This window comes from Armatimonadota bacterium, assembly GCA_031459765.1.
GTDB lineage: Bacteria > Sysuimicrobiota > Sysuimicrobiia > Sysuimicrobiales > Kaftiobacteriaceae > Kaftiobacterium > Kaftiobacterium secundum.
The window spans coordinates 221,190-238,979 of record JAVKHY010000001.1 but is presented as its reverse complement, the minus strand read 5'-3'; the positions used below and the strand labels follow the sequence as shown (position 1 = coordinate 238,979).

At 70.1% G+C, this 17,790-nt stretch carries 17 protein-coding genes; 5 read left to right on the top strand and 12 right to left on the bottom strand.

What is annotated here, in order from left to right; genetic code table 11:
- Positions 1-8 precede the first annotated feature (8 nt).
- On the bottom strand, positions 9-1,730 hold the full coding sequence (locus QN141_01090) for a M3 family oligoendopeptidase (protein ID MDR7557065.1): 1,722 nt from the start codon (positions 1,728-1,730) through the stop codon (positions 9-11).
- A 106-nt stretch (positions 1,731-1,836) separates the two neighbouring features.
- Between QN141_01090 and QN141_01085 the strand changes: the two genes are divergently transcribed.
- Entirely contained in the window at positions 1,837-3,120 is a 1,284-nt protein-coding gene (locus QN141_01085) for an alpha amylase family protein (protein ID MDR7557064.1), read from the top strand.
- Here the strand turns inward: QN141_01085 and QN141_01080 are convergent.
- Both QN141_01080 and QN141_01075 read right to left on the bottom strand, forming a co-directional pair.
- Positions 3,110-3,475 carry a cupredoxin domain-containing protein gene (locus QN141_01080; protein ID MDR7557063.1) on the bottom strand — a complete coding sequence of 122 codons (366 nt, stop codon included), beginning with the start codon at positions 3,473-3,475 and terminating at the stop codon, positions 3,110-3,112. The genes QN141_01085 and QN141_01080 overlap by 11 nt on opposite strands.
- 169 nt (positions 3,476-3,644) lie before the next feature.
- Entirely contained in the window at positions 3,645-4,715 is a 1,071-nt protein-coding gene (locus tag QN141_01075; protein MDR7557062.1) for a glycosyltransferase family protein, read from the bottom strand.
- 23 nt (positions 4,716-4,738) lie between these two features.
- Between QN141_01075 and QN141_01070 the strand changes: the two genes are divergently transcribed.
- Positions 4,739-5,998 carry a hypothetical protein gene (locus QN141_01070; protein ID MDR7557061.1) on the top strand — a complete coding sequence of 420 codons (1,260 nt, stop codon included), beginning with the start codon at positions 4,739-4,741 and terminating at the stop codon, positions 5,996-5,998.
- A gap of 29 nt (positions 5,999-6,027) precedes the next feature.
- Here QN141_01070 and QN141_01065 read toward each other — a convergent pair whose 3' ends face one another.
- Both QN141_01065 and QN141_01060 read right to left on the bottom strand, forming a co-directional pair.
- Positions 6,028-6,822: an enoyl-ACP reductase gene (locus QN141_01065; GenBank protein MDR7557060.1), complete on the bottom strand. Its 795-nt coding sequence runs from the start codon at positions 6,820-6,822 to the stop codon at positions 6,028-6,030.
- A gap of 4 nt (positions 6,823-6,826) precedes the next feature.
- Positions 6,827-7,741, bottom strand: a complete 915-nt coding sequence (locus tag QN141_01060) for an MBL fold metallo-hydrolase (protein ID MDR7557059.1) — start codon at positions 7,739-7,741, stop codon at positions 6,827-6,829.
- A 73-nt stretch (positions 7,742-7,814) separates the two neighbouring features.
- Here QN141_01060 and QN141_01055 point away from each other — a divergent pair, with 73 nt between their 5' ends.
- Positions 7,815-9,596 carry a M28 family peptidase gene (locus QN141_01055; protein ID MDR7557058.1) on the top strand — a complete coding sequence of 594 codons (1,782 nt, stop codon included), beginning with the start codon at positions 7,815-7,817 and terminating at the stop codon, positions 9,594-9,596.
- Here QN141_01055 and QN141_01050 read toward each other — a convergent pair.
- Complete coding sequence (locus QN141_01050; GenBank protein MDR7557057.1) at positions 9,541-9,807, bottom strand: hypothetical protein; 267 nt, start codon at positions 9,805-9,807, stop codon at positions 9,541-9,543. The two genes, QN141_01055 and QN141_01050, sit on opposite strands and share 56 nt — an antisense overlap.
- Positions 9,808-9,973: 166 nt before the next feature.
- Complete coding sequence (locus QN141_01045) at positions 9,974-11,293, bottom strand: aspartate aminotransferase family protein (protein ID MDR7557056.1); 1,320 nt, start codon at positions 11,291-11,293, stop codon at positions 9,974-9,976.
- A gap of 73 nt (positions 11,294-11,366) precedes the next feature.
- Between QN141_01045 and QN141_01040 the strand changes: the two genes are divergently transcribed.
- Complete coding sequence (locus QN141_01040) at positions 11,367-12,449, top strand: CBS domain-containing protein (protein ID MDR7557055.1); 1,083 nt, start codon at positions 11,367-11,369, stop codon at positions 12,447-12,449.
- A 16-nt stretch (positions 12,450-12,465) separates the two neighbouring features.
- Here QN141_01040 and chrA read toward each other — a convergent pair whose 3' ends face one another.
- Genes chrA through QN141_01025 form a run of 3 tightly spaced genes read right to left on the bottom strand, consistent with a single transcriptional unit; the run spans position 12,466 to position 14,715 of the window.
- Complete coding sequence (gene chrA / locus QN141_01035) at positions 12,466-13,584, bottom strand: chromate efflux transporter (protein ID MDR7557054.1); 1,119 nt, start codon at positions 13,582-13,584, stop codon at positions 12,466-12,468.
- On the bottom strand, positions 13,581-13,820 hold the full coding sequence (locus QN141_01030) for a hypothetical protein (GenBank protein MDR7557053.1): 240 nt from the start codon (positions 13,818-13,820) through the stop codon (positions 13,581-13,583). The genes chrA and QN141_01030 overlap by 4 nt, the downstream gene beginning before the upstream one ends.
- A complete protein-coding gene (locus tag QN141_01025; GenBank protein MDR7557052.1) occupies positions 13,810-14,715 on the bottom strand; it encodes an LLM class F420-dependent oxidoreductase in 906 nt (301 codons plus the stop codon). Before QN141_01025 ends, QN141_01030 begins: the two co-directional genes overlap by 11 nt.
- A gap of 102 nt (positions 14,716-14,817) precedes the next feature.
- Here QN141_01025 and QN141_01020 point away from each other — a divergent pair, with 102 nt between their 5' ends.
- Positions 14,818-15,837, top strand: coding sequence for a DUF362 domain-containing protein (locus QN141_01020; GenBank protein MDR7557051.1), 1,020 nt, complete (start codon positions 14,818-14,820; stop codon positions 15,835-15,837).
- 14 nt (positions 15,838-15,851) lie between these two features.
- Here the strand turns inward: QN141_01020 and QN141_01015 are convergent, their stop codons facing one another.
- The gene (locus QN141_01015; GenBank protein MDR7557050.1) at positions 15,852-16,760 is read right to left on the bottom strand and encodes an ABC transporter permease; all 909 of its coding nucleotides are present in this window, start codon (positions 16,758-16,760) and stop codon (positions 15,852-15,854) included.
- Positions 16,729-17,739, bottom strand: a complete 1,011-nt coding sequence (locus QN141_01010; protein MDR7557049.1) for an ABC transporter permease — start codon at positions 17,737-17,739, stop codon at positions 16,729-16,731. Before QN141_01010 ends, QN141_01015 begins: the two co-directional genes overlap by 32 nt.
- Positions 17,740-17,790 lie beyond the last annotated feature (51 nt).

Genomic DNA, 17,790 nt, shown 5'->3' with positions numbered 1-17,790 from the left:
CGCCCCCATCAGTCGCCGATCCGGTCCAGTTCCATTGCCACCGCCTCTGCCAGCGGCGCGAGGGTCTCGGCGTCGAACTTGAACGTCGCCCCCGCCGCCGCGAACAGTTCCGGCAGCGGCCGGCTGCCGCCCAGGCTGAGGGCCTGCCAGTACCGCTCCACCGCGGCCCGGTGATCGGTGCGGCTCTGCAGCCAGACCTGCAGCGCCCCGATCTCGGCGATCCCGTACTCGATGTAGTAGAAGGGGCTCGTGAACAGGTGCAGCTGGCGGTGCCAGTAGAAGGCCAGTTCCTCCTCGTAGCCGCTCCAGTCCAGGGAGGGCTGAAACCGGCGGTAGAGCTCCAGCCACCGGTCGCGGCGCTCCTCGCGGCCGTGGCCCTGGTGGGTGTAGATCCAGTGCTGGAAGGCGTCGATGGTGGCGATCCAGGGGAAGATCAGCACGGCGTCCTCGAGCGTGTTCCGGTAGGCCCGTCGGTACTCGGCCTCATCGCGGTAGAAGACGTCCAGATGCGGGGCGGCCAGCAGTTCCATCCCCATCGAGGCCACCTCGGCAAACTCCAGCGGCGCGTGCCGGTAGTGAATCAGCGGCTCCTCCCGGGCGGCCAGCTGGTGGAAGGCGTGCCCGGCTTCGTGCAGCAGGGTGCGCAGGTCGTCGTCGCGGCCCACCGCGTTCATGAAGATGAACGGCCAGCGGCGCTCATGCAGAGTGCTCTGGTAGCCTCCGGGCGCCTTGCCCTTGCGGCTCTCCAGATCGAGCAGGTGCGCTTCGGCCAGGAACTCGAACTGCCGACCCAGGGCCGGGTCGATGCGGCGGAAGATCTCGGCGCACCCGCGGACGAGGTCCTCCGCGGTGGCAAAGGGGCGCAGCGGCGGGCGGCCCAGGGGATCCACCTGGGTGTCCCAGGGGCGCACGGTGGGGATCCCGAGCTTGCGCCGGCGATCCTCGTAGATGCGCTGGACCAGCGGGAGCATCGCTTCTTCCACGCCCCGGTGGAAGGCGAAGCAGTCTTCCGGGGTGTAGTCGAACCGTCGCCGGCGCTTGAACGCATAATCCCTGTAGTTGGCAAAGCCGGCATTCCGGGCCATCCGCTGGCGCAGGTCCAGCAGCCTGTCGTAGATGTCTTCGATCGTGTCCCGGTCCTGGAGCCTCCGCCGCGCGACCAGCTCCCACACTTCCTGGCGCACGGCGCGATCGGTCTCCTCGAGGTACTTCCCCGCCTGCTGCAGCGTGAGTTCCTGGCCCCGGTAGGTGACGGTCATGGCCCCCATCACCTTCTGGTAGTCCTTGGCCAGCAGCGCCTCCTCGGTCTCCAGCGGCACGTTCTCCTGGCGAAACAGCGCGACGTCGTTCTCGACGTGACGGTCCAGCACCCCGTAGCGGGAGGCGGGCAGCTGCGACCGGGCCGGGCTCTGCAGGTAGGCCACGTTCAGCGCGTGCCAAAGGGGTTTGACCTTGGGGTCGATCTCCTGGAGGAATTCGTTGTAGGCCGCCTCGCGCACGGGATCGTCCGTCTGCGTGGTCATGGCGATGTAGCGACGGGTGCGTTCCTCCAGAACGGCACCGCTCAACTCGGAACAATCCAGCAACCACTGTTCGAGGTCGGACACCGTGTCGAGCTTCCGCGCCAGGAGTTGCCGGAACAGCGGCTCCAGATGGGTCCAGTTCCCCATGTCCGCGTCCTTGGGCACGAAACGCCGCGGGAATTCCCGGCGCGGCTCGACCTGCATCATCGTGCGCACAGCGCTCCTCCGGCTGTCCGGCGTGGGGGGATGGTGCGGGGGACTTAGTTGGGGAGCGGGAAGGGAAAATCCTCCCCGGCGGCGGAATACCCGCGCTGTGCGTCGTGCGTTCACTCTGCTCCTCCTCGTCGCGCTGCCCGTGTCCTTCGGCGTCCCCGCCGCCGCCGCCCCGCGCCCCGCGCCCCGCCTCGCCCTCTGGATGGAAGTGTCGGCCAACCTGCCGATCTTTGCCTCGCGGGAGCGCCTGGTCCAGGTCCTCGACCGGGCGAAGGCCGCCGGCATCACCGACCTCATTCCGGAGGCCAAGAACGCCTGGGGCTACGTCCTCTACGAGAGCGCCTTCGCTCCGCACATCCGGGACTCGCCGGTCCCGCGGCCCGTTCCTCCCACCTATGACGCGCCGGCGGCCTGGTTCCCCCGGAATAGCGATCCTTTCCGGATTGTCCTCGAAGAGGCCCATGCCCGCGGGCTCCGCGTCCACGCCGCGGTGAACGTCTTCGGCGAGGGGTTGAACACCGCCGGGGTCGGGCGGCTCTTTGAGCGGCCGGAGTGGCGGGCGCAGCACCTGGCCCCCGACGGACGTCTCATCCCGGCCACGGAGGTCGGCGTGATCGGCTTCGCCAACCCCCTCCACCCTGAGGTCCAGCTATACGAACTGGCCATTGTTCAGGAGATCGTGAGCCGCTACGACGTGGACGGCGTTGTCCTGGACCGCCTCCGCTTTCCCGACGGCAGCGCGGACTTCTCTGCCCTGAGCCGCATCCAGTTCGAGGAGTGGCTGGGACAGCCCGTGGGGCACTGGCCCGAGGACGTGCTGGTGCCGAACGGATCCACCCTGACGCCCGGGCCGCTGTTCGCCGAGTGGGTGGCCTGGCGGGCGCAGGCCATCCGGCAGTTCGTCCGGGCCGCGGCGACGGTGGTGCGCGCCATCAGGCCCGAAGCCACGCTGTCCGCCTACGTGGGAGGATGGTACCCCACCTACTGGCAGGAAGGGACGAACTGGGCGGTTCCGGAGGCCACGCCGGATCTCCCGTGGGTCACGCCGTCGTGGAAGGAGGCGAGCATCGCCGAATTCCTGGACTTCCTGATGCCCGGGCTGTACTACCCGGCGATCACGTCCGCCGATGCCCTGCGCTCCGGCGCCTCGCCGTGGATGAGCGTCGAGGGGGCCGCCCTGATGGCGAAGGAGCTCCTGGCCGGCGGTCCGCCGCCGGTGGGCGCACTGCTGCTGACCCTGTATGAGGACCGGCCGGAGCAGTTCGGCGCCGCCCTGGAGACGGTGCTGCGCCTGCACGGCGCGGCGATGCTGTTCGACCTTGTCTACCTGGAGCGCTACGGCTGGTGGGACATCCTGAGGACCCCGGCCCTGGCTACTCCCTGACGCGCAGCACCGCGGCCATCCCCGCCTCTCTGTGGCCGGGGAGGTCGCAGTAGATCGCGTACGTTCCGGCACGCACGCCGACCCGCACCTCTTCGCTCTCGCCGGGTGCGATCACCGCCACTTTGATCACGGTCTTCTTCGCCGCGTCGTCGACCAGGAAGTTGTGCTCGATCGCCCCTGCGTTGTGGATTGTGAATATGACATCACCCGGACGAGCCATGACCTCTTTCGGCTCGAAGGCGAACTCCCGGGCCACGATCTTCACGTTCTGCACGGTCGCCCCGCCAAAGGTGAGGGCGGCCGCAGCGAGGACTCCCGCGGCCGCCGCCAGCGCCGAAGGAAGCGGTGCTCGCATCGCTATCTCACCGTGATGGGTGTCGCGCAAGTCCTCGTGGTACCCCATGGCGACACGCCCCCGCGGTGGTCTGTCCACCGGATTTGCTCTTGGTATGAATCTAATATATTTGGGTCCAAAATTTTTTGTTCGTTGCGATTCTGTTCGCCCCTCTCCGTTCGAGCGGGTTTCATCCGGCAGAGACGAGTTCAACGACGCGCCTGACGCCCTCCGCCGTCTTCACCCGTGCCCTGAGACCGCTGCGTCGTGCGGCTTCGGCGACGGCCTCCGGCAGGCGTAGACGGGTCTGGGAAGCGGCGTAGATGGTTCCCCGCGCATGGTGGTAGGTGGCGAGATACATCTGCTCGGTCTGCCCCGGTGTCGGGATGAACACCGCCTGTCGCTCCACCTCGGCCACCGCGCTGAGGGTGGAGAAGCCGGGCCGGGCCACGACCACCCGGGCCCGGTTCATCATCTCTTCCTGCGGTCTTCGGTCGAGGAAATCGTAAACTTCGGCGGCGCCCAGCCGTTCGACGCCTGATCCCTCGGGACGTCCCAGGGTCACGACCACCCTGCCCGGAAGGCCGGCCAGCTGCGCACGGACCAGACGCTCGAGGATCGACCGCTGGGGCTCAGGTCCCGAGATTGTGATGAAGACATCGACGTCCCGCGGCATCGGGCGGGCGCGGACCGGCGAGAGGAGGCCGACATAGGCGAGCAGCTCGGGAGGGAAGATCCGCAGCCGGTGGGCCAGGTCGCCGGCCAGCGCGTCTTCCGGCGTGTCCGGGACGATCACCCGACGGAGCCCCCGGAACCAGGCGTAGTTGAAGGCTTCCAGCACCCACTCCAGCGGCCTCAGCCGCCCCGGCGCCAGGAAGCGGACGTTGTTGGTGATGTGGAAGGACGGGACCCTGCGGTCCTGCACCCCGTAGCGGTTGTCGGAGACGATCCGATCGAAGCGTCGGCGTCGGAGCAGCTCCCCTGTGGCCCGACGTTCCCAGACCATAACCCGCAGCATCGCGGGGATGGCCAGCGCGGTCCGCAGGTAGAGCCCCAGGGCGCTGCGGCCTACGGTATGGGGGAAGTGGGGCCACTCCAGGAACTCGCAGCGGTGGCCCAGCTCGCGGCGGAGCATCAGCAGGGCCCGGCCGTGGCTGATCACAGTCAGCTCATGGCCGTCCCTGTGCAGGGCCTCGAGCACCGGCAGGCTGCGTGCGGCGTGGCCCAGTCCCCACGATCCGACCGCATACAGGATGCGCATCGCTCCGGGCGAAGTGGCTTCTGATGGCCGGCCGGGCGCGGGGATGGCTGGACGAGGTCCTCTACTTCGGCCTCGCCGCGCTCTTCTACGCGGCGCCCCGCCTGCTCTACGAGATCCGCATCGCCGAGGCGGACGCCACGACCTTTGCCCCTTCGACCCTCATCGTCGCCAACCACAAGCGGGATCTGGACAGCGTCGTGCTCACGGCGACACTGTACTGGCTGCAGCGCCCGCCCCGCCGTCCCCTGGAGTTCGCGGGGCGTGAGGACATGTTCCTGCGGGGCTTCCTCGCCCGGTACGACGTCGTCCCCGTCTGGTTGCGCCGGGCGCTCTACAAAATCGACCTGGCGCGGGTGATGCAGGGGCTGCGGATTCACCCGGTGCGCCGCTTCCCGGAGCGCACCATGGAAGAGGCGTTGCGGGAGGCGCTGGAGGTGCTGGGGGACCGGCCGGCGGCGGAGATCCTGGCCGACACCGTGTGGGACGACCTCGCCAGGGTCGGGATGTCTCTGCGGCCGGCCTCTCTGCGGCTCTCCCACCTCCTGACCTGGCGCTGGCGGGCGCACTGGCAGGGCCCGGCGTCGCTGGCCGCCTTCCGCGAACCGTGGCGGACGGTGCTCAGGGATCGCCAGCGCCAGGTGGTGCTCGCGCAGATGGACCGGCTGGCCGATGTGTTGCGGCGGGGCGGGGTGCTCTACCTGGCCCCGGAGGGGGTGATCTCGCCCGACGGCCGGCTGCAGCCCTTCCGGTCGGGGCTGCGGCTCGTGCTCGCACGGGTGCCGGAAGCGAGGGTCCTGCCCTGCTGCATCGTCTACGATTTCATGAAGCCGGGCCGCCTGCGCATCTTCATCACCGTGGGGCGCGCCATGGCCCCCGGAGCGGACCCCGGGGCACAGGAGGAGATCCGGCGCCGGCTGGCCCGGTTGCACACCATGACCGCGACGCAGATCTGCAGCCACGTGGTCTGGGAACGGCTGGTCCGCGGGCAGTCCGCCCTGGCCGAGGCGGCACTGGTCGATGAAACAGCCGGGTTGGCCGCGGCCCTGACCGCCCTCGGGTTGCCGGTCGACCGCCAGGTGCTGCAACATCCGCAGGCCCGGGTGCGGCAGTGGATCGCCTTTGCCGTCCGCCGGGGCCTGGGGGTTGTCCGCAACGGCGTCTTCTACGTGGCCGGGAACCAGGTGCTCTCCCAACCGGCGAGCCACTGGGGCAACCCGGTGCGGTACGCGGCCAACGAACTGCGTTCCGTGCGCGCCCTGCTGATCGAGGAAGCGGAAGATTAAGATGGCGGAGTGACGCGCCGCACGCGGCGTCAGGAGGGAGTCTGGGGCGGGATGGCGCTCATGATGTGGAATCCGCTGTCCACAAAGATGGTGTTGCCGGTTACGGCGCGTGCCAGGTCGCTGGCCAGGAAGACGGCGACGTCGCCGACATCCTCGATGGTGATGTTCCGGCGCAGGGGGGCGATCTCTTCGGTGATGTCGCGGAGCCGTGAGATCCCCTTCACCGCGCTCCCGGCCAGGGTCTTCAGCGGGCCGGCAGAGATGGCGTTCACCCTGATCCCGGAGGGCCCGAGTTCGCTGGCCAGGTAGCGGACCTCCGCCTCCAGGGCGGCTTTGGCCACGGCCATGACGTTGTAGCCCGGGACCACGCGTTCCACGGCGTTGTAGGTGAGCGTGACAATGCTGCCCCCGCCGGTCATCAGCGGGGCGGCGCGCCGCGCCACGGCCAGCAGGGAGTAGGCGCTGATGTTCAGCGTCAACCCGTATCCGTCGCGGGAGACCTGGTGTAGCGGGCGGGCCAGGTCGTCGCGGTCGGCGTAGGCGATGCAGTGGGCCAGCGCATCCAGCCCGCCCCACCGATCCCGGAGGCCGGCGAAGACGGCGTCGAGCTGCTCGTCGGAGGTGACGTCGCCGGGGAAGGTCGGAAAGGCCGCGCGCCCGCCGATGGTCTCCAGCAGCTCGTCGAGGTTCTCCTTCAACCGCTCGTTCTGATAGGTAAAGGCCAGCTGCGCCCCCTCCCGGTGGAAGGCCTCCGCGATGCCCCAGGCGATGCTTCGCTTGTTGGCCACTCCCATGATCAGCGCCCGCTTTCCTGTGAGCAGCATCGTCTCACCCCGTCTTTTCGATGTACCGGATCAGCCCCAGCACGCTCTGGCGGACCGGCATGATCACCTCATAGCGGGCCGCCGCCCCAACGCCGTCGCGCGCCTCGATCTGCCGGCGGGCCTGCTCCCGCATTCGGGCTGTGATCGCCGCCGCATCCAGCCCGGCGGCCAGCGCCTCGCGCACCCGGTCGACGCCTTCCTGCAGCCGCTCCTCCAGCTGCGCCAGCAGGTCGTCTACCCAGTCGTGCGCCCCGAAGTGGGTAAGGAGCAGCCGACGCGGCCCGAGCTGGCGGATCCGCCGCAGGGAAGCCTGCCAGGCGGGAATGTCCAACTCGGGCGGGGGCGTCGGCGCCCGCACATACCGCGATCCCGGCAGTGCCACGCCGGCGATGTCCCCGCTGAAGAGGTCCCCGGTCTCCTCGTCCCAGTAGGCGTGATGGTGGCGGGCGTGGCCCGGCGTGTCCACGGCCCGCAGGCGACGCCGGCCGATGGCCAGCAGCTCGCCGTCGCGGAGGATGTGCAGACGGTCCGCCGGCACCGGGACCGTTTCGCCGAACAGCGGCACGAGATCGTTCCCGTACAGCCGTCCGGCGCTGGCCAGCAGCCGGGTGGGATCGAGCAGGTGTGGTGCGCCGACGGGGTGCACGTAAACGCGCGCCCGCGGCAGGCGCCGGGCCAGGGCGCCGGCGCCGCCGGCATGGTCGAGATGGATGTGCGTGACGGCGAGCGCCTGCAGGTCGGCGGGATCCACCCCCGCCTGCCGGACGCCGTGGAGTACCGTATCGGCGCACGAGGCCGGACCGGTTTCCACCAGTCCCGGTGGGTCCCCCAGGAGGAGATAGACGCCGATGGCCTCCGGGGTGCTGTTGTAGCCTGTGTCGATGAGAACGAGATCGTCGGCCAGCCGCCGGACACCCACGCGAACACAATACACCACGCGCTGCGAAGGTGGCTAGCAGAGGTCTGCCGTATTTCCTGGCATCGTGCGCCGGATGGTCCTCCTGCTCCTCAGCGCGGCGGCCCTGGGCTTCCCCGTCGTCCTGCCGCGGCTGGCCCGGCCCTACGCGGGACCGCCTGCCTGGCCCGGCGCGGTGACCTTCTCCGGCGAGCGGGCCTGGGCCGACCTGGGGACGCTGGCCACGCGGTTCCCCCGTCGCTGGTCGGGCGGGCCGGATCGGCAGGCTGCCGCCCACTGGCTCGCAGATCGCCTCACCCGGATCGGTCTCGAAGGTCAGCGCGAGACCTTTCGCGCCTGGATGGGGGGACCGAGTCCGACCGTCCTGGAGAACATCTGGGCGCTGAGCCCGGGAACGGATCGCCGCAACGAGATCGTCGTGCTGGTCGGCAACTACGACATGGCGCCGACCAGTTTCCAGGCGGCGAGCGACACCGCGGGTCACGTCGCCACGATCCTCGAACTGGCCCGCGTTCTGACCGCCGTCCCCCATCGGCGCACGCTGCTCTTTCTCTTCCCGGACGGCGAGGAATGGGGGATGCTCGGCGCCCGTCACTTCGTCCGCACCTATCCGCAGCGCAGGCAGATCGTCGCCGCCCTCTCCATCGAGGATCTCGACCCGGGACCGCTGGCCGCGCTCGGCATCGACGGCATCGGACAGTTCCGGGGGTTCGCCCCGGCCTGGCTGCGCGCGCTGGCGGCGGATGCCGCCTTGCGGGAAGGCTACCGCACCGACGAAGTCCCACCGGTGCTGGAGTGGATCCAGCGGTCCCTGCTCATCTCGAGCACCGACCAGGGGCCCTTCCTGGGCGCCGGCATCCCGGCCATCGACCTCGCCGGCCGCACCGACGACGCGGTCCTGAAGGCGCGCGTGTACCACCTGCCCGAGGACACCATCGAGCATATGCAACCGGCTTCACTTCTCGCCTACGGCCGGATCCAGGAGCGGATAGTCAGAGCGATCGACACCCTCTCGGTCGTGCCAAGCGAAGAATCGGTCTACCTGCGGCTCGGCCCGGGGCTGGTGGTACCCTCCTGGCCGCTGTGCGCGGTGCAGGTCGTGGTCTTCGCGCCTCTGGCCGCGGCCCTGGCGCTGCGGTGGCGTCCAGGGCAGGCGCCCCCCGGGGTGATGGGGCAGGAGGTGCTGCGCGCCGGCGCCGTGCTCGGGGTGCTGCTGGTCTGGGTCGTGACGATCAAACTGCTGCCGTGGCTGGGCCTGCTGCCGCGCTACGCGCTCTACGCCCCGCCGCCACGCCATCCGCTCCTGACCGGCGTCCTGTGGCCGGCGGTGGTGGTGTCCCTGGCCGTTCTTGCCGCCGCGGCGCTGGGGGGCCGTCTCTTGTTGCCCCGCCGGCCGGCCGCCGGGCCGGAGGAGGTGGAGCATCGGGTCGGGGCCCTGCTGGGCGTCCTCGCCCTGCTTGTCGTGGTCACGTTGGCCGCCAACCCCTTCGCCGCGGTCACCTTCCTCCTGCCCCCGGCCTTGCTGTGGATCTGGATCCGGATGCGCCCCTCCACCCTCGGACGGGCGGCCAACGCCGTCCTGGTGGCGGGTGGATTCACTCCGGTCGTCCTGCTCCTCGCGCAGTATGCGGCGACCCTTCAGGTGGGCTGGTATATTCTCTGGTACGTCTTCCTCGGGATCGCCTACGGGCAGTTCACGCCGGTGCAGGTCGTCCCGGCCTTCGCCACCCTCGCCGTGGGGATCCGGTTGCTGGCCGTCGGGGTCTGGGCGGCTCACCCCATCCACCTCATAGTCGCGGCGATCAGCTCCGCGACCGGTTTCCGGACCGACGCACGATCACCTCGCCGGCCAGGATGATGCCCACCATTGTGCGGTGGCGCGCCGGATCCTGGGCCATGACGGCCTTCAGGGCGGCGATCGTGAGCAGCGCGACGCCGAAGCCGAAGAGGCTGCGCGGATCGCGCACGGGGGTCCGGAACAACGCCGCGGCGCCCGGGTGGTAGGCGGCAAACAGCAGGCCCAGGAGGCCGGTGTAGACGGCCATCGCCCGGAGGATGGCCGAGGCCATCCGGTTGCGTCTCATCCGCCGTTGCCTGGGGCACCACGGGGTGATAAGATAACAATAACTGATCCGGACCGACGTGTGCACGCGCGGCTGTGGGCTACACGCTCACAGCCGTGTGTGTGCTTTGGGAGAGCCGGTCGGTCCGACCGGCCCGCTGCCGGTCGCGCCGTTACGCGACGGCGGCGATCGCCTCCCGGAGGATTCCGACCATCTGGTCGATTTGCGCCTCCGACGTCACCAGCGGGGGCGCCAGGAGGAGCGTATCGCCGATCGGGTGCTCGCCGGACTGGCCGTGGCGGATCCGGGTGATCAATCCGCGGGCGCGGGCCTCGGCCAGGATGCGGGCGCCGATGCCGAGGGCCGGCGCCTTCGTCCCTCGGTCTTCCACCAGCTCCACCCCCGCCATCAGTCCCAGCCCGCGGACGTCGCCCACCCGGGGGAGATCGCGGAGATCTTCCAGCCGTGCGAACAGCCGCCGCCCCAGCACCTCCGCCCGGCGCACCAGGTCTTCCCGCTCGAAGATCTCCAGGTTGGCCAGGCCCACGGCGCAGCAGGTGGGATGCGCGGAGTAGGTGGCGGCGTGCATGAAGCGCTCCTCGGGCGGCGCCTCCCGGATGGCGCGGTGAATCTCGGCGGAGACCATCACGCCTCCCAGCGGCAGGTAGGCGCTGGTCACACCCTTGGCGAAGGTGACGAGGTCCGGTTGCACGCCCCAGTGTTCGAGGGCGAACCACCGGCCTGTGCGTCCGAAGCCGGTGATGACCTCATCGGCGATGAAGAGAACATCGTGGCGGTCGCAGATTTCACGGATGGCCGGGAAGTAGTCCGGCGTCGGCGGGATGACGCCGCCGGCGCCGATCACCGGCTCGGCGATGAACGCCGCGACCGTGTCGGGCCCCTCCTCGCGAATGGCCTCTTCCAGCGCCTCCGCCATCGAGCCCGGATACCGGTAGGGATAGGACGGCGGAATGTGGATGAAACCGGGGGCGAGGGGCTGGAACATACGGTGGAAGGCCGGGATGCCCGTCGCGCTCATCGCGCCCAGGGTCAGGCCGTGGTAGGCGTGGTGGCGCGAAATCACCTTGGTCTTTGACGGTCGTCTCTGCCGGCGCCAGTAGTACCGGGCGATCTTGAACGCCGTCTCGTTGGCCTCTGCTCCGCCGGTTGTGAAGTACACGCCGGTCAGGCGGGGATACGCCCGGCGCAGGATCTCCCCGGCCAGGCGGATCGCCGGCTCGTTGGTGAAGCCGGCATAGGCCGAGGCGTAGGCCAGCCGCCGCATCTGTCGCTCCACCGCCTCGGCCAGTTCAGATCGGCCGTGGCCGACGTGGACGTTCCACAGGCCGCTCAACCCATCCAGGTATTCCCTGCCGTCGGCGGCGCGCAGTACGGCCCCGTGGCCGTCCGTGAGGACCACGGCCTCACGCACCTCCGTCTCGGCGTGGACCGGATGGATGAGGTGGTTCCGGTTGTGCTGGAGCAGTGACATCCCGATCACCTGGCGAACAGGAAGTGTCCGTTCTCTTCGTGAAAAGTACGGCTATTCCCCCGGGAGGCATCCCATGGTGACGGTTGCGGACGTGATGACCCCCAGGCCGGTGATTTCCGCCCCTGAGGATACCGTGGCGCAGGCCCTCCTCGCGATGCGCGACCGCGGGATCAGCAGTGTCCTGGTCTCCCCGCCCGGCGGGACCCTGGTGCACGGCATCCTGACCATGCGCGACATCATCAGCAAGATCGTCACCTACGGCCTGGATCCCGACGCGGTGCGGGTCGGGGAAGTGACTACCTGGCGGCTGATCACGGCGGCCCCGACCTGGTCGCTGCAGGAAGTCGCGGCGCAGATGGCCCGCTCTCGCATCCGCCGGCTGCCGGTGGTGGACGGCGGGCGTCTGGTGGGGCTGGTCAGCGACACCGACGTCTTCACGGCCCTCGTGCCGCCCCTGGAGTGGCAGCAGGCGCGCCTGGTCCGCAAGACCCGCGCGGTGAGGCGGGCGGCGCAGACCGGGCCGGTGCGGACGGTGCGGGATCTGATGTCCTCTCCCGTGCTCACCGTGGCTCCCGACGCCACGGTCCGCGAGGCCACGGCCAAGATGGTCCGGGCCGGCGTGGCCAGCCTGCTCGTGCCCGAGGACGGAGATCCCGCCGCGGGCATTGTGACCAAGCGCGACGTGGTGACGAAGGTCGTGGCCCGCGGTCTGGACGTCGGCGACGTTTCTGTGGGAGAGGTCGCCTCCTCCCCCGTGATGACCATCGAGCCCGAGGCCACGATCCCGGCCTGCTCCTCCCGCATGGCCGTGGAGGGCGTGCGCCGGTTCCCCGTGCAGGAAGGGCGGACGATCATCGGGATCGTCAGCGACAGCGACATCCTGGCGGCGCTCGCGGGACATCGCTGGTGGGGACACCGGGGACGCCGCTGGCCGGCGTCCCAGATCGCCGCCGACGTGATGCAGCCCGCCTCCGAGACCGAGCCCTTCGATCCGGAGCAGGCCGTTGTGCCCGAGCTCTCCGTCTGGGAGTGTGCCGCGCGCCTGGCCCGCGGCCGCCTCCGCCGGCTACCGGTCGTCCAGGAAGGACGGCTGATCGGAACGGTCAGCGAAGCCGACATCCTGCGCGCCCTCGAAGAGCGGGGCGGCGGAGACTAGGGCGGACCCGAGCGGATCAGCGGAGCAGCAGTCCGAGTATTCCTCCGCCGAGGACCAGCCAGCTGGAGTCGATGCGCCCGCGGGCCAGCAGTAGCCACGCCGCGAGCGCCGCGGCCACCGTCCACACATCCACCAGCGCCGTCCGCCCCAGCTGGAACGTCACGCCGGCCATCAACGCCAGCGAGGCGGCGTTGACGCCGTCCAGCGCCGCGCCGGCCGCCTCCGACCGCCGCAGGCGCGCGATGAAGGGGTGGCTGATCGCCACGAAGACAAACGCCGGCAGGAAGATGCCGGCCGTGGCGAGCAACGCTCCGCCCGCCCCGCCGAGAAGGTACCCGATGAAGGTGGCGGTGGTGAAGACCGGGCCGGGCGTGAACTGGCCGACGGCCACGGCGTCCAGGAGCTGCCGTTCAGTGAGCCAGCCCAGACGCACGACGAAGTCCGAGCGCAGGAAGGCCAGCAAGACGTATCCGCTCCCGTAGAGCACCGCCCCGATCTTCAGGAAGATCGCGAACATCCGCACCAGGCTCGCCGGTGCTGACGGCGCAATCGCCGCGGAGGCGGCATAGGCCGGCGCCATCGCCAGCAGCAGCGCCGCTTCGGAGCGCACCCGCCGGGCGGCGGCCACCGCGAGCATACCGCCGCCGGCGAGCAGCACGATCTCGTTGATCCCCAGGAAGTACAGCGCCAGCACGGTCACGGCGAGGGCGGCGAGGAAGCGGCTCTTGACCGCCGTACGGCCCAGACCGAGCAGCGCCTGCGCGACGATGGCGATGATCACCGGCTTGACGCCGTACAGCAGCCGGGTCGCTTCGGGCCTGGCACCATACCTGACGTAGACCCAGGCCAGGGCCAGGACGATCAGCATCGCCGGGACGATGAAACAGACGCCGGCGACGATCAGGCCCGCGGGCCCGGCGCGCCTGTAGCCCACGTGGATCGCCATCTCGGTGGAGTTCGGGCCGGGGATCAGGTTGCTGGCGCCGATCAGGTCCAGGAACTCCTGGTCGGAGAGCCACTGCCGGCGGCGGACGACTTCCTCGCGCATCATCGCCATGTGCGCGGCCGGCCCACCGAAGGCCGTGGCGCCCAGGCGCAGGAAGAGCGCGGCGACCTCGCCGAGGCGAGAGTTCATCCGGAAGAGCGCCCGAGGATCCGCCGCCCCAGATGTCTGACGCCGCGGGCCGTTGCGCCGGCCGCCCGCCAGCCGACGCGCAGGGCGGTGCGTCCCAGGATGCGCCCGGTCGCGTTCAGGGCGCGGAGATCTTCGTCGATCATCGCCCAGGTCAACCGGGAGTACGCCGGCAGGCGGCGCACCACCGGGTTCAGCAGGGGCAGCACGCTCTTGATGGCGCCGCCTCTATCCGCCATCGGCCCGGGCGCGAGGCAGAGCCTCGCGGAAGGCCCGCATCGCCTCGATGTGACCGTCGGGGGAAGCGAGGCCGGCGTTCATGGTGCTCAGGCAGAGGTGCGTCCCTCCGAGCCGACGCCACTCCTCGAGGGTGCTCGCCCACTTCTCCGGGCCGGCCGAGTACGCCACGCGGCGTTCCAGCCCCACCGCGTCCGGCGGGCGCCCGGCTTCCCGCTGGAACGCGCGCAGCCGCGCGACCATTGCCGCGTACCCACCCGGTACCTGGGGGTGACGCGCATGGGGAGAGCGCAGCGTCCCGCCCAGGATCCACCCGTCGCCCATCCGGGCGATCCGGCGTATCACCGCGTCGCTCTCTCCGCCCATCCAGATCGGAATCGGCCGTTGCACCGGCAGCGGATTCAACCCGGCGTCCACGATGCGGTGGTAGCGTCCCGTGAAGTTCACGAGCGGCTTCGTCCACAGTTCGCGCAGGACGGTGATCTGCTCCTCGACCTTCCGGCCCCGCTCCTCAAAGCGTTCGCCCAGGGCCTCGTACTCGACGTAGTTCCAGCCCACGCCGATGCCCAGACGCAGGCGGCCGCCGCTCAGGACGTCGACCTCGGCGGCCTGCTTGGCGACGAGCGCGGTCTGGCGCTGGGGGAGGATGAGGATGCCCGTGGTCAGTTCCAGGCGCGTCGTGACTGCGGCCAGGAATCCCAGGAGCACAAAGATCTCGTGGAACATATCGTCGGCGGTGTAGCCCAGCCACTCCCCGCCCCGCGGCCTGGCGCCCAGGACGTGGTCATAGATGAGGATGTGGTGGTAGCCTAGGTTCTCCGCGGCCTGGGCGAAGGCGCGGATCGCCCCGGGGTCGGTGCCGATCTCGGTCTGAGGGAAGACGACGCCGTACCGCATGCTCTACCGGTCGTGCCCGATGTGGGTGCTCATACTCTTCATGGTCGTAACTTCGGCCACAGGAACGTCCCGCCTCCTGCCGAAGCCTGCGGTGGAGGAGCCATGAAGCTTACACGGCGGCGATTGCTCTCCGCGGCCGCGGCCGCCGGCGGGGCCGCAGCCCTGCGCCGTCTTGCCCTTCCGCTGCCCGCCGTGCAGGCGGCTGCGCACGCGGCACCGGGGACGGCCCGGGTGGCGCTGGTCAAGACCTCCGGTCATCGGGATGGCGTGCTGCGCGCCCTGCGCCTGCTGCCGCCGTTGAGCCTCCGGGACCGGTCCGTCGTGATCAAGCCGAATCTGAACAGCAGCGATCCGTTCCCCGGCTCCACCCACAACGAGACGCTGCAGACCCTGCTCGAGCTGTGCCGGGCCGCGGGAGCGCGCGACATCGTGGTGGCCGACCGGAGCGGCATGGGGAACACCGCCACCGTGATCCGGCAGAAGGGAATCGACACGCTGGCCGGATCGCTTGGCGCGCGCGTGGTGGCGCTGGACGCGCTCCCTCCTACGCAATGGCTTCCCAAGACGATCCCGGGCGGGCACTGGCGCAGGGGAGTCCTGTACCCGGCGCTGCTGGAGCGGGCGGACGTCCTCATCCAGACCTGCTGCCTGAAAACGCACCGCTTCGGCGGGCACTTCACCCTCTCCCTGAAGAACTCCGTCGGGATGGTGGCCAAGGTCGGGCCCGACGGCTACGATTACATGCAGGAGTTGCACGGCTCTCCGCTGCAGCGGACGCTGATCGCCGAGATCAATGTGCTCTACCGCCCCGCGGTGGTCGTGCTGGACGGCATCGAGGCCTTCGTGGAAGGCGGGCCGGAGGTCGGGCGGCTGGCGCGGCCGGAAGTCGTCCTGGCGGGGAGCGACCGCGTGGCGATCGACGCCGTGGGGGTGGCGCTGTTGCGAATACACGGCGCGACCGGACCGGTCGCCAGAGGACCGATCTTCGCCCAGGACCAGATTCGACGGGCCGTGGAGCTCGGCCTCGGTGCGCCCTCGCCGGAGGCCATCGAGCTCGTGACCGACAGCGCCGAGGGCGAGGCCGTCATCCGGGCGGTGCGCACCGAGTTGGGCCGCGCCTGACGCGGCCCGGCGTCCTAGCGCCGGAGCCGCGGATCCAGAATGTCCCGAATGCCGTCCCCCAGCAGGTTGAAGCCGAGCACCGCCGCGGCGATCGCCGACCCGGGCAGGGTGGACATCCACCACTGATCGACCAGGTAGTTGCGTCCGTCGCTGACCATGGCCCCCCACTCCGGGGTCGGCGGCTGCGCCCCCAATCCCAGAAATCCCAGGCCGGCGGCGGTGAGGATGATCGTTCCCATCCGCAGCGTCAGCTGAACGATGAGGACCGACACCGTCATGGGCAGGACGTGCCGGAAGATGATCCGCAGGTCGCTGGCTCCCATCGCCCGGGCCGCCTCGACGAAATCCTGGGCCTTCGTGCGCAGCGTCTCCCCGCGCGCCAGCCGGGCGTACGGGGTCCAGGTGACCAGGGAGATGGCCAGGATCATGTTCGGCAGGCTCGGGCCCAGCGCGGCGGCGAAGGCCATGGCCAGGACGAGGCTGGGGAAGGCCAGGAACATGTCGGTAATCCGCATGAGGATTTCGTCCGTCCGCCCGCCAAAATAGCCGGCGATCCACCCCACCAGCGCTCCCACCCCGCCGCTGATCGCCGAGACGATCAGGATGATCTCCAGCGCGATCCGGGAGCCGAAGACGACGCGGCTGAAGATATCCCGGCCGAACTGATCGGTCCCGAACCAGTGCGCGCGGCTGGGAGGCTGCAGTCGGACGGAAAAGTCCTGAGCCAGCGGGTCGTAGGGGGCAATCCACGGCGCGAAGAGCGCCACGGCCATGATCAGGCCCACCAGCACGGTGCCCACGACGGACAGGAGGCTGCGGCGCCACAGGCGGTAGGCGCGGCGCACCTCCTCGTATCGGGGCGAGGCGGGCCGCACGGCCGCCCGGACGGGCTCAGAGGCGGATGCGGGGGTCGAGGAAGGCATAGGTCAGGTCCACGATGAGGTTCACGACGGAGAACACCACGGCGATGTAGAGCGTCCCGCCCATCACGGCGGGATAGTCCAGCGTGACGTACCCGGTCGTGATATACCGCCCCAGCCCCGGCCAGGCGAAGATCGTCTCGGTGAGCACCGAGCCTTCCAGGAGGCCGCCGAAGACCAGGCCGATCACAGTGACGGTGGGAATCAGGGCATTGCGCAGCGCGTGCCGCAGGATGACGACGCGTTCCACCAGGCCCTTCGCCCGTGCCGTGCGGATGTAGTCCTGATACAGGACATCCAGCATGCTGGACCGGGTGACGCGGGCGATCGTCGCTGTGGCCACATATCCCAGGACGAAGGCCGGCATGACCAGATGGGCCAGGGCGTTGCGCAGGGCCGCCCAGTGGCCGGCGAGCAGGCTGTCCAGGATGAGCAGGCGGGTGCGGCCGGGCGGCGGGAGGATTTCCAGGTCCAGCCGCCCCGGTCCGGGCAGCCATCCCAGGCGGTAGTACAGGAGGAGCATCAGGACCAGCCCGGTCCAGAACACCGGCATGGAGACGCCGACGATGGAGAAGACCCGGGCCGTGTGGTCGTGGACCTGATTCCTGCGGGCCGCCGAGATGACGCCCAACGGGATGCCCAGGACGATGGCCAGCAGAATGGCGGTGACGGTCAGCTCCACGGTGGCGGGGAAGTACTGCTGGATGTCGTCCCAGACAGGGCGGCCCGTGCGCAGGGACGTGCCCAGGTCCCCCCGCACCGCGCCCCACATGTAGGCGACGAACTGCAGGTGCAGAGGCTTGTCGAAGCCCAGCTGGCGGCGCAGCGCGTCCACCTTCTCCTGGGGCGCGTTCCCGCCCAGGATGGCCATGACCGGATCGGCCGGAATGACGTGGGAGACGACAAAGGTGATGACCAGGACGCCGAAGATGACGAGCACCATCAGCGCCAGCCGCCGGGCGACGTAGGTGGCCAGGTTCATCGGGGAGTCTGGCGGGGCTCCTCCCGCGGGAGGAGCCCCGCCGCATCTGCG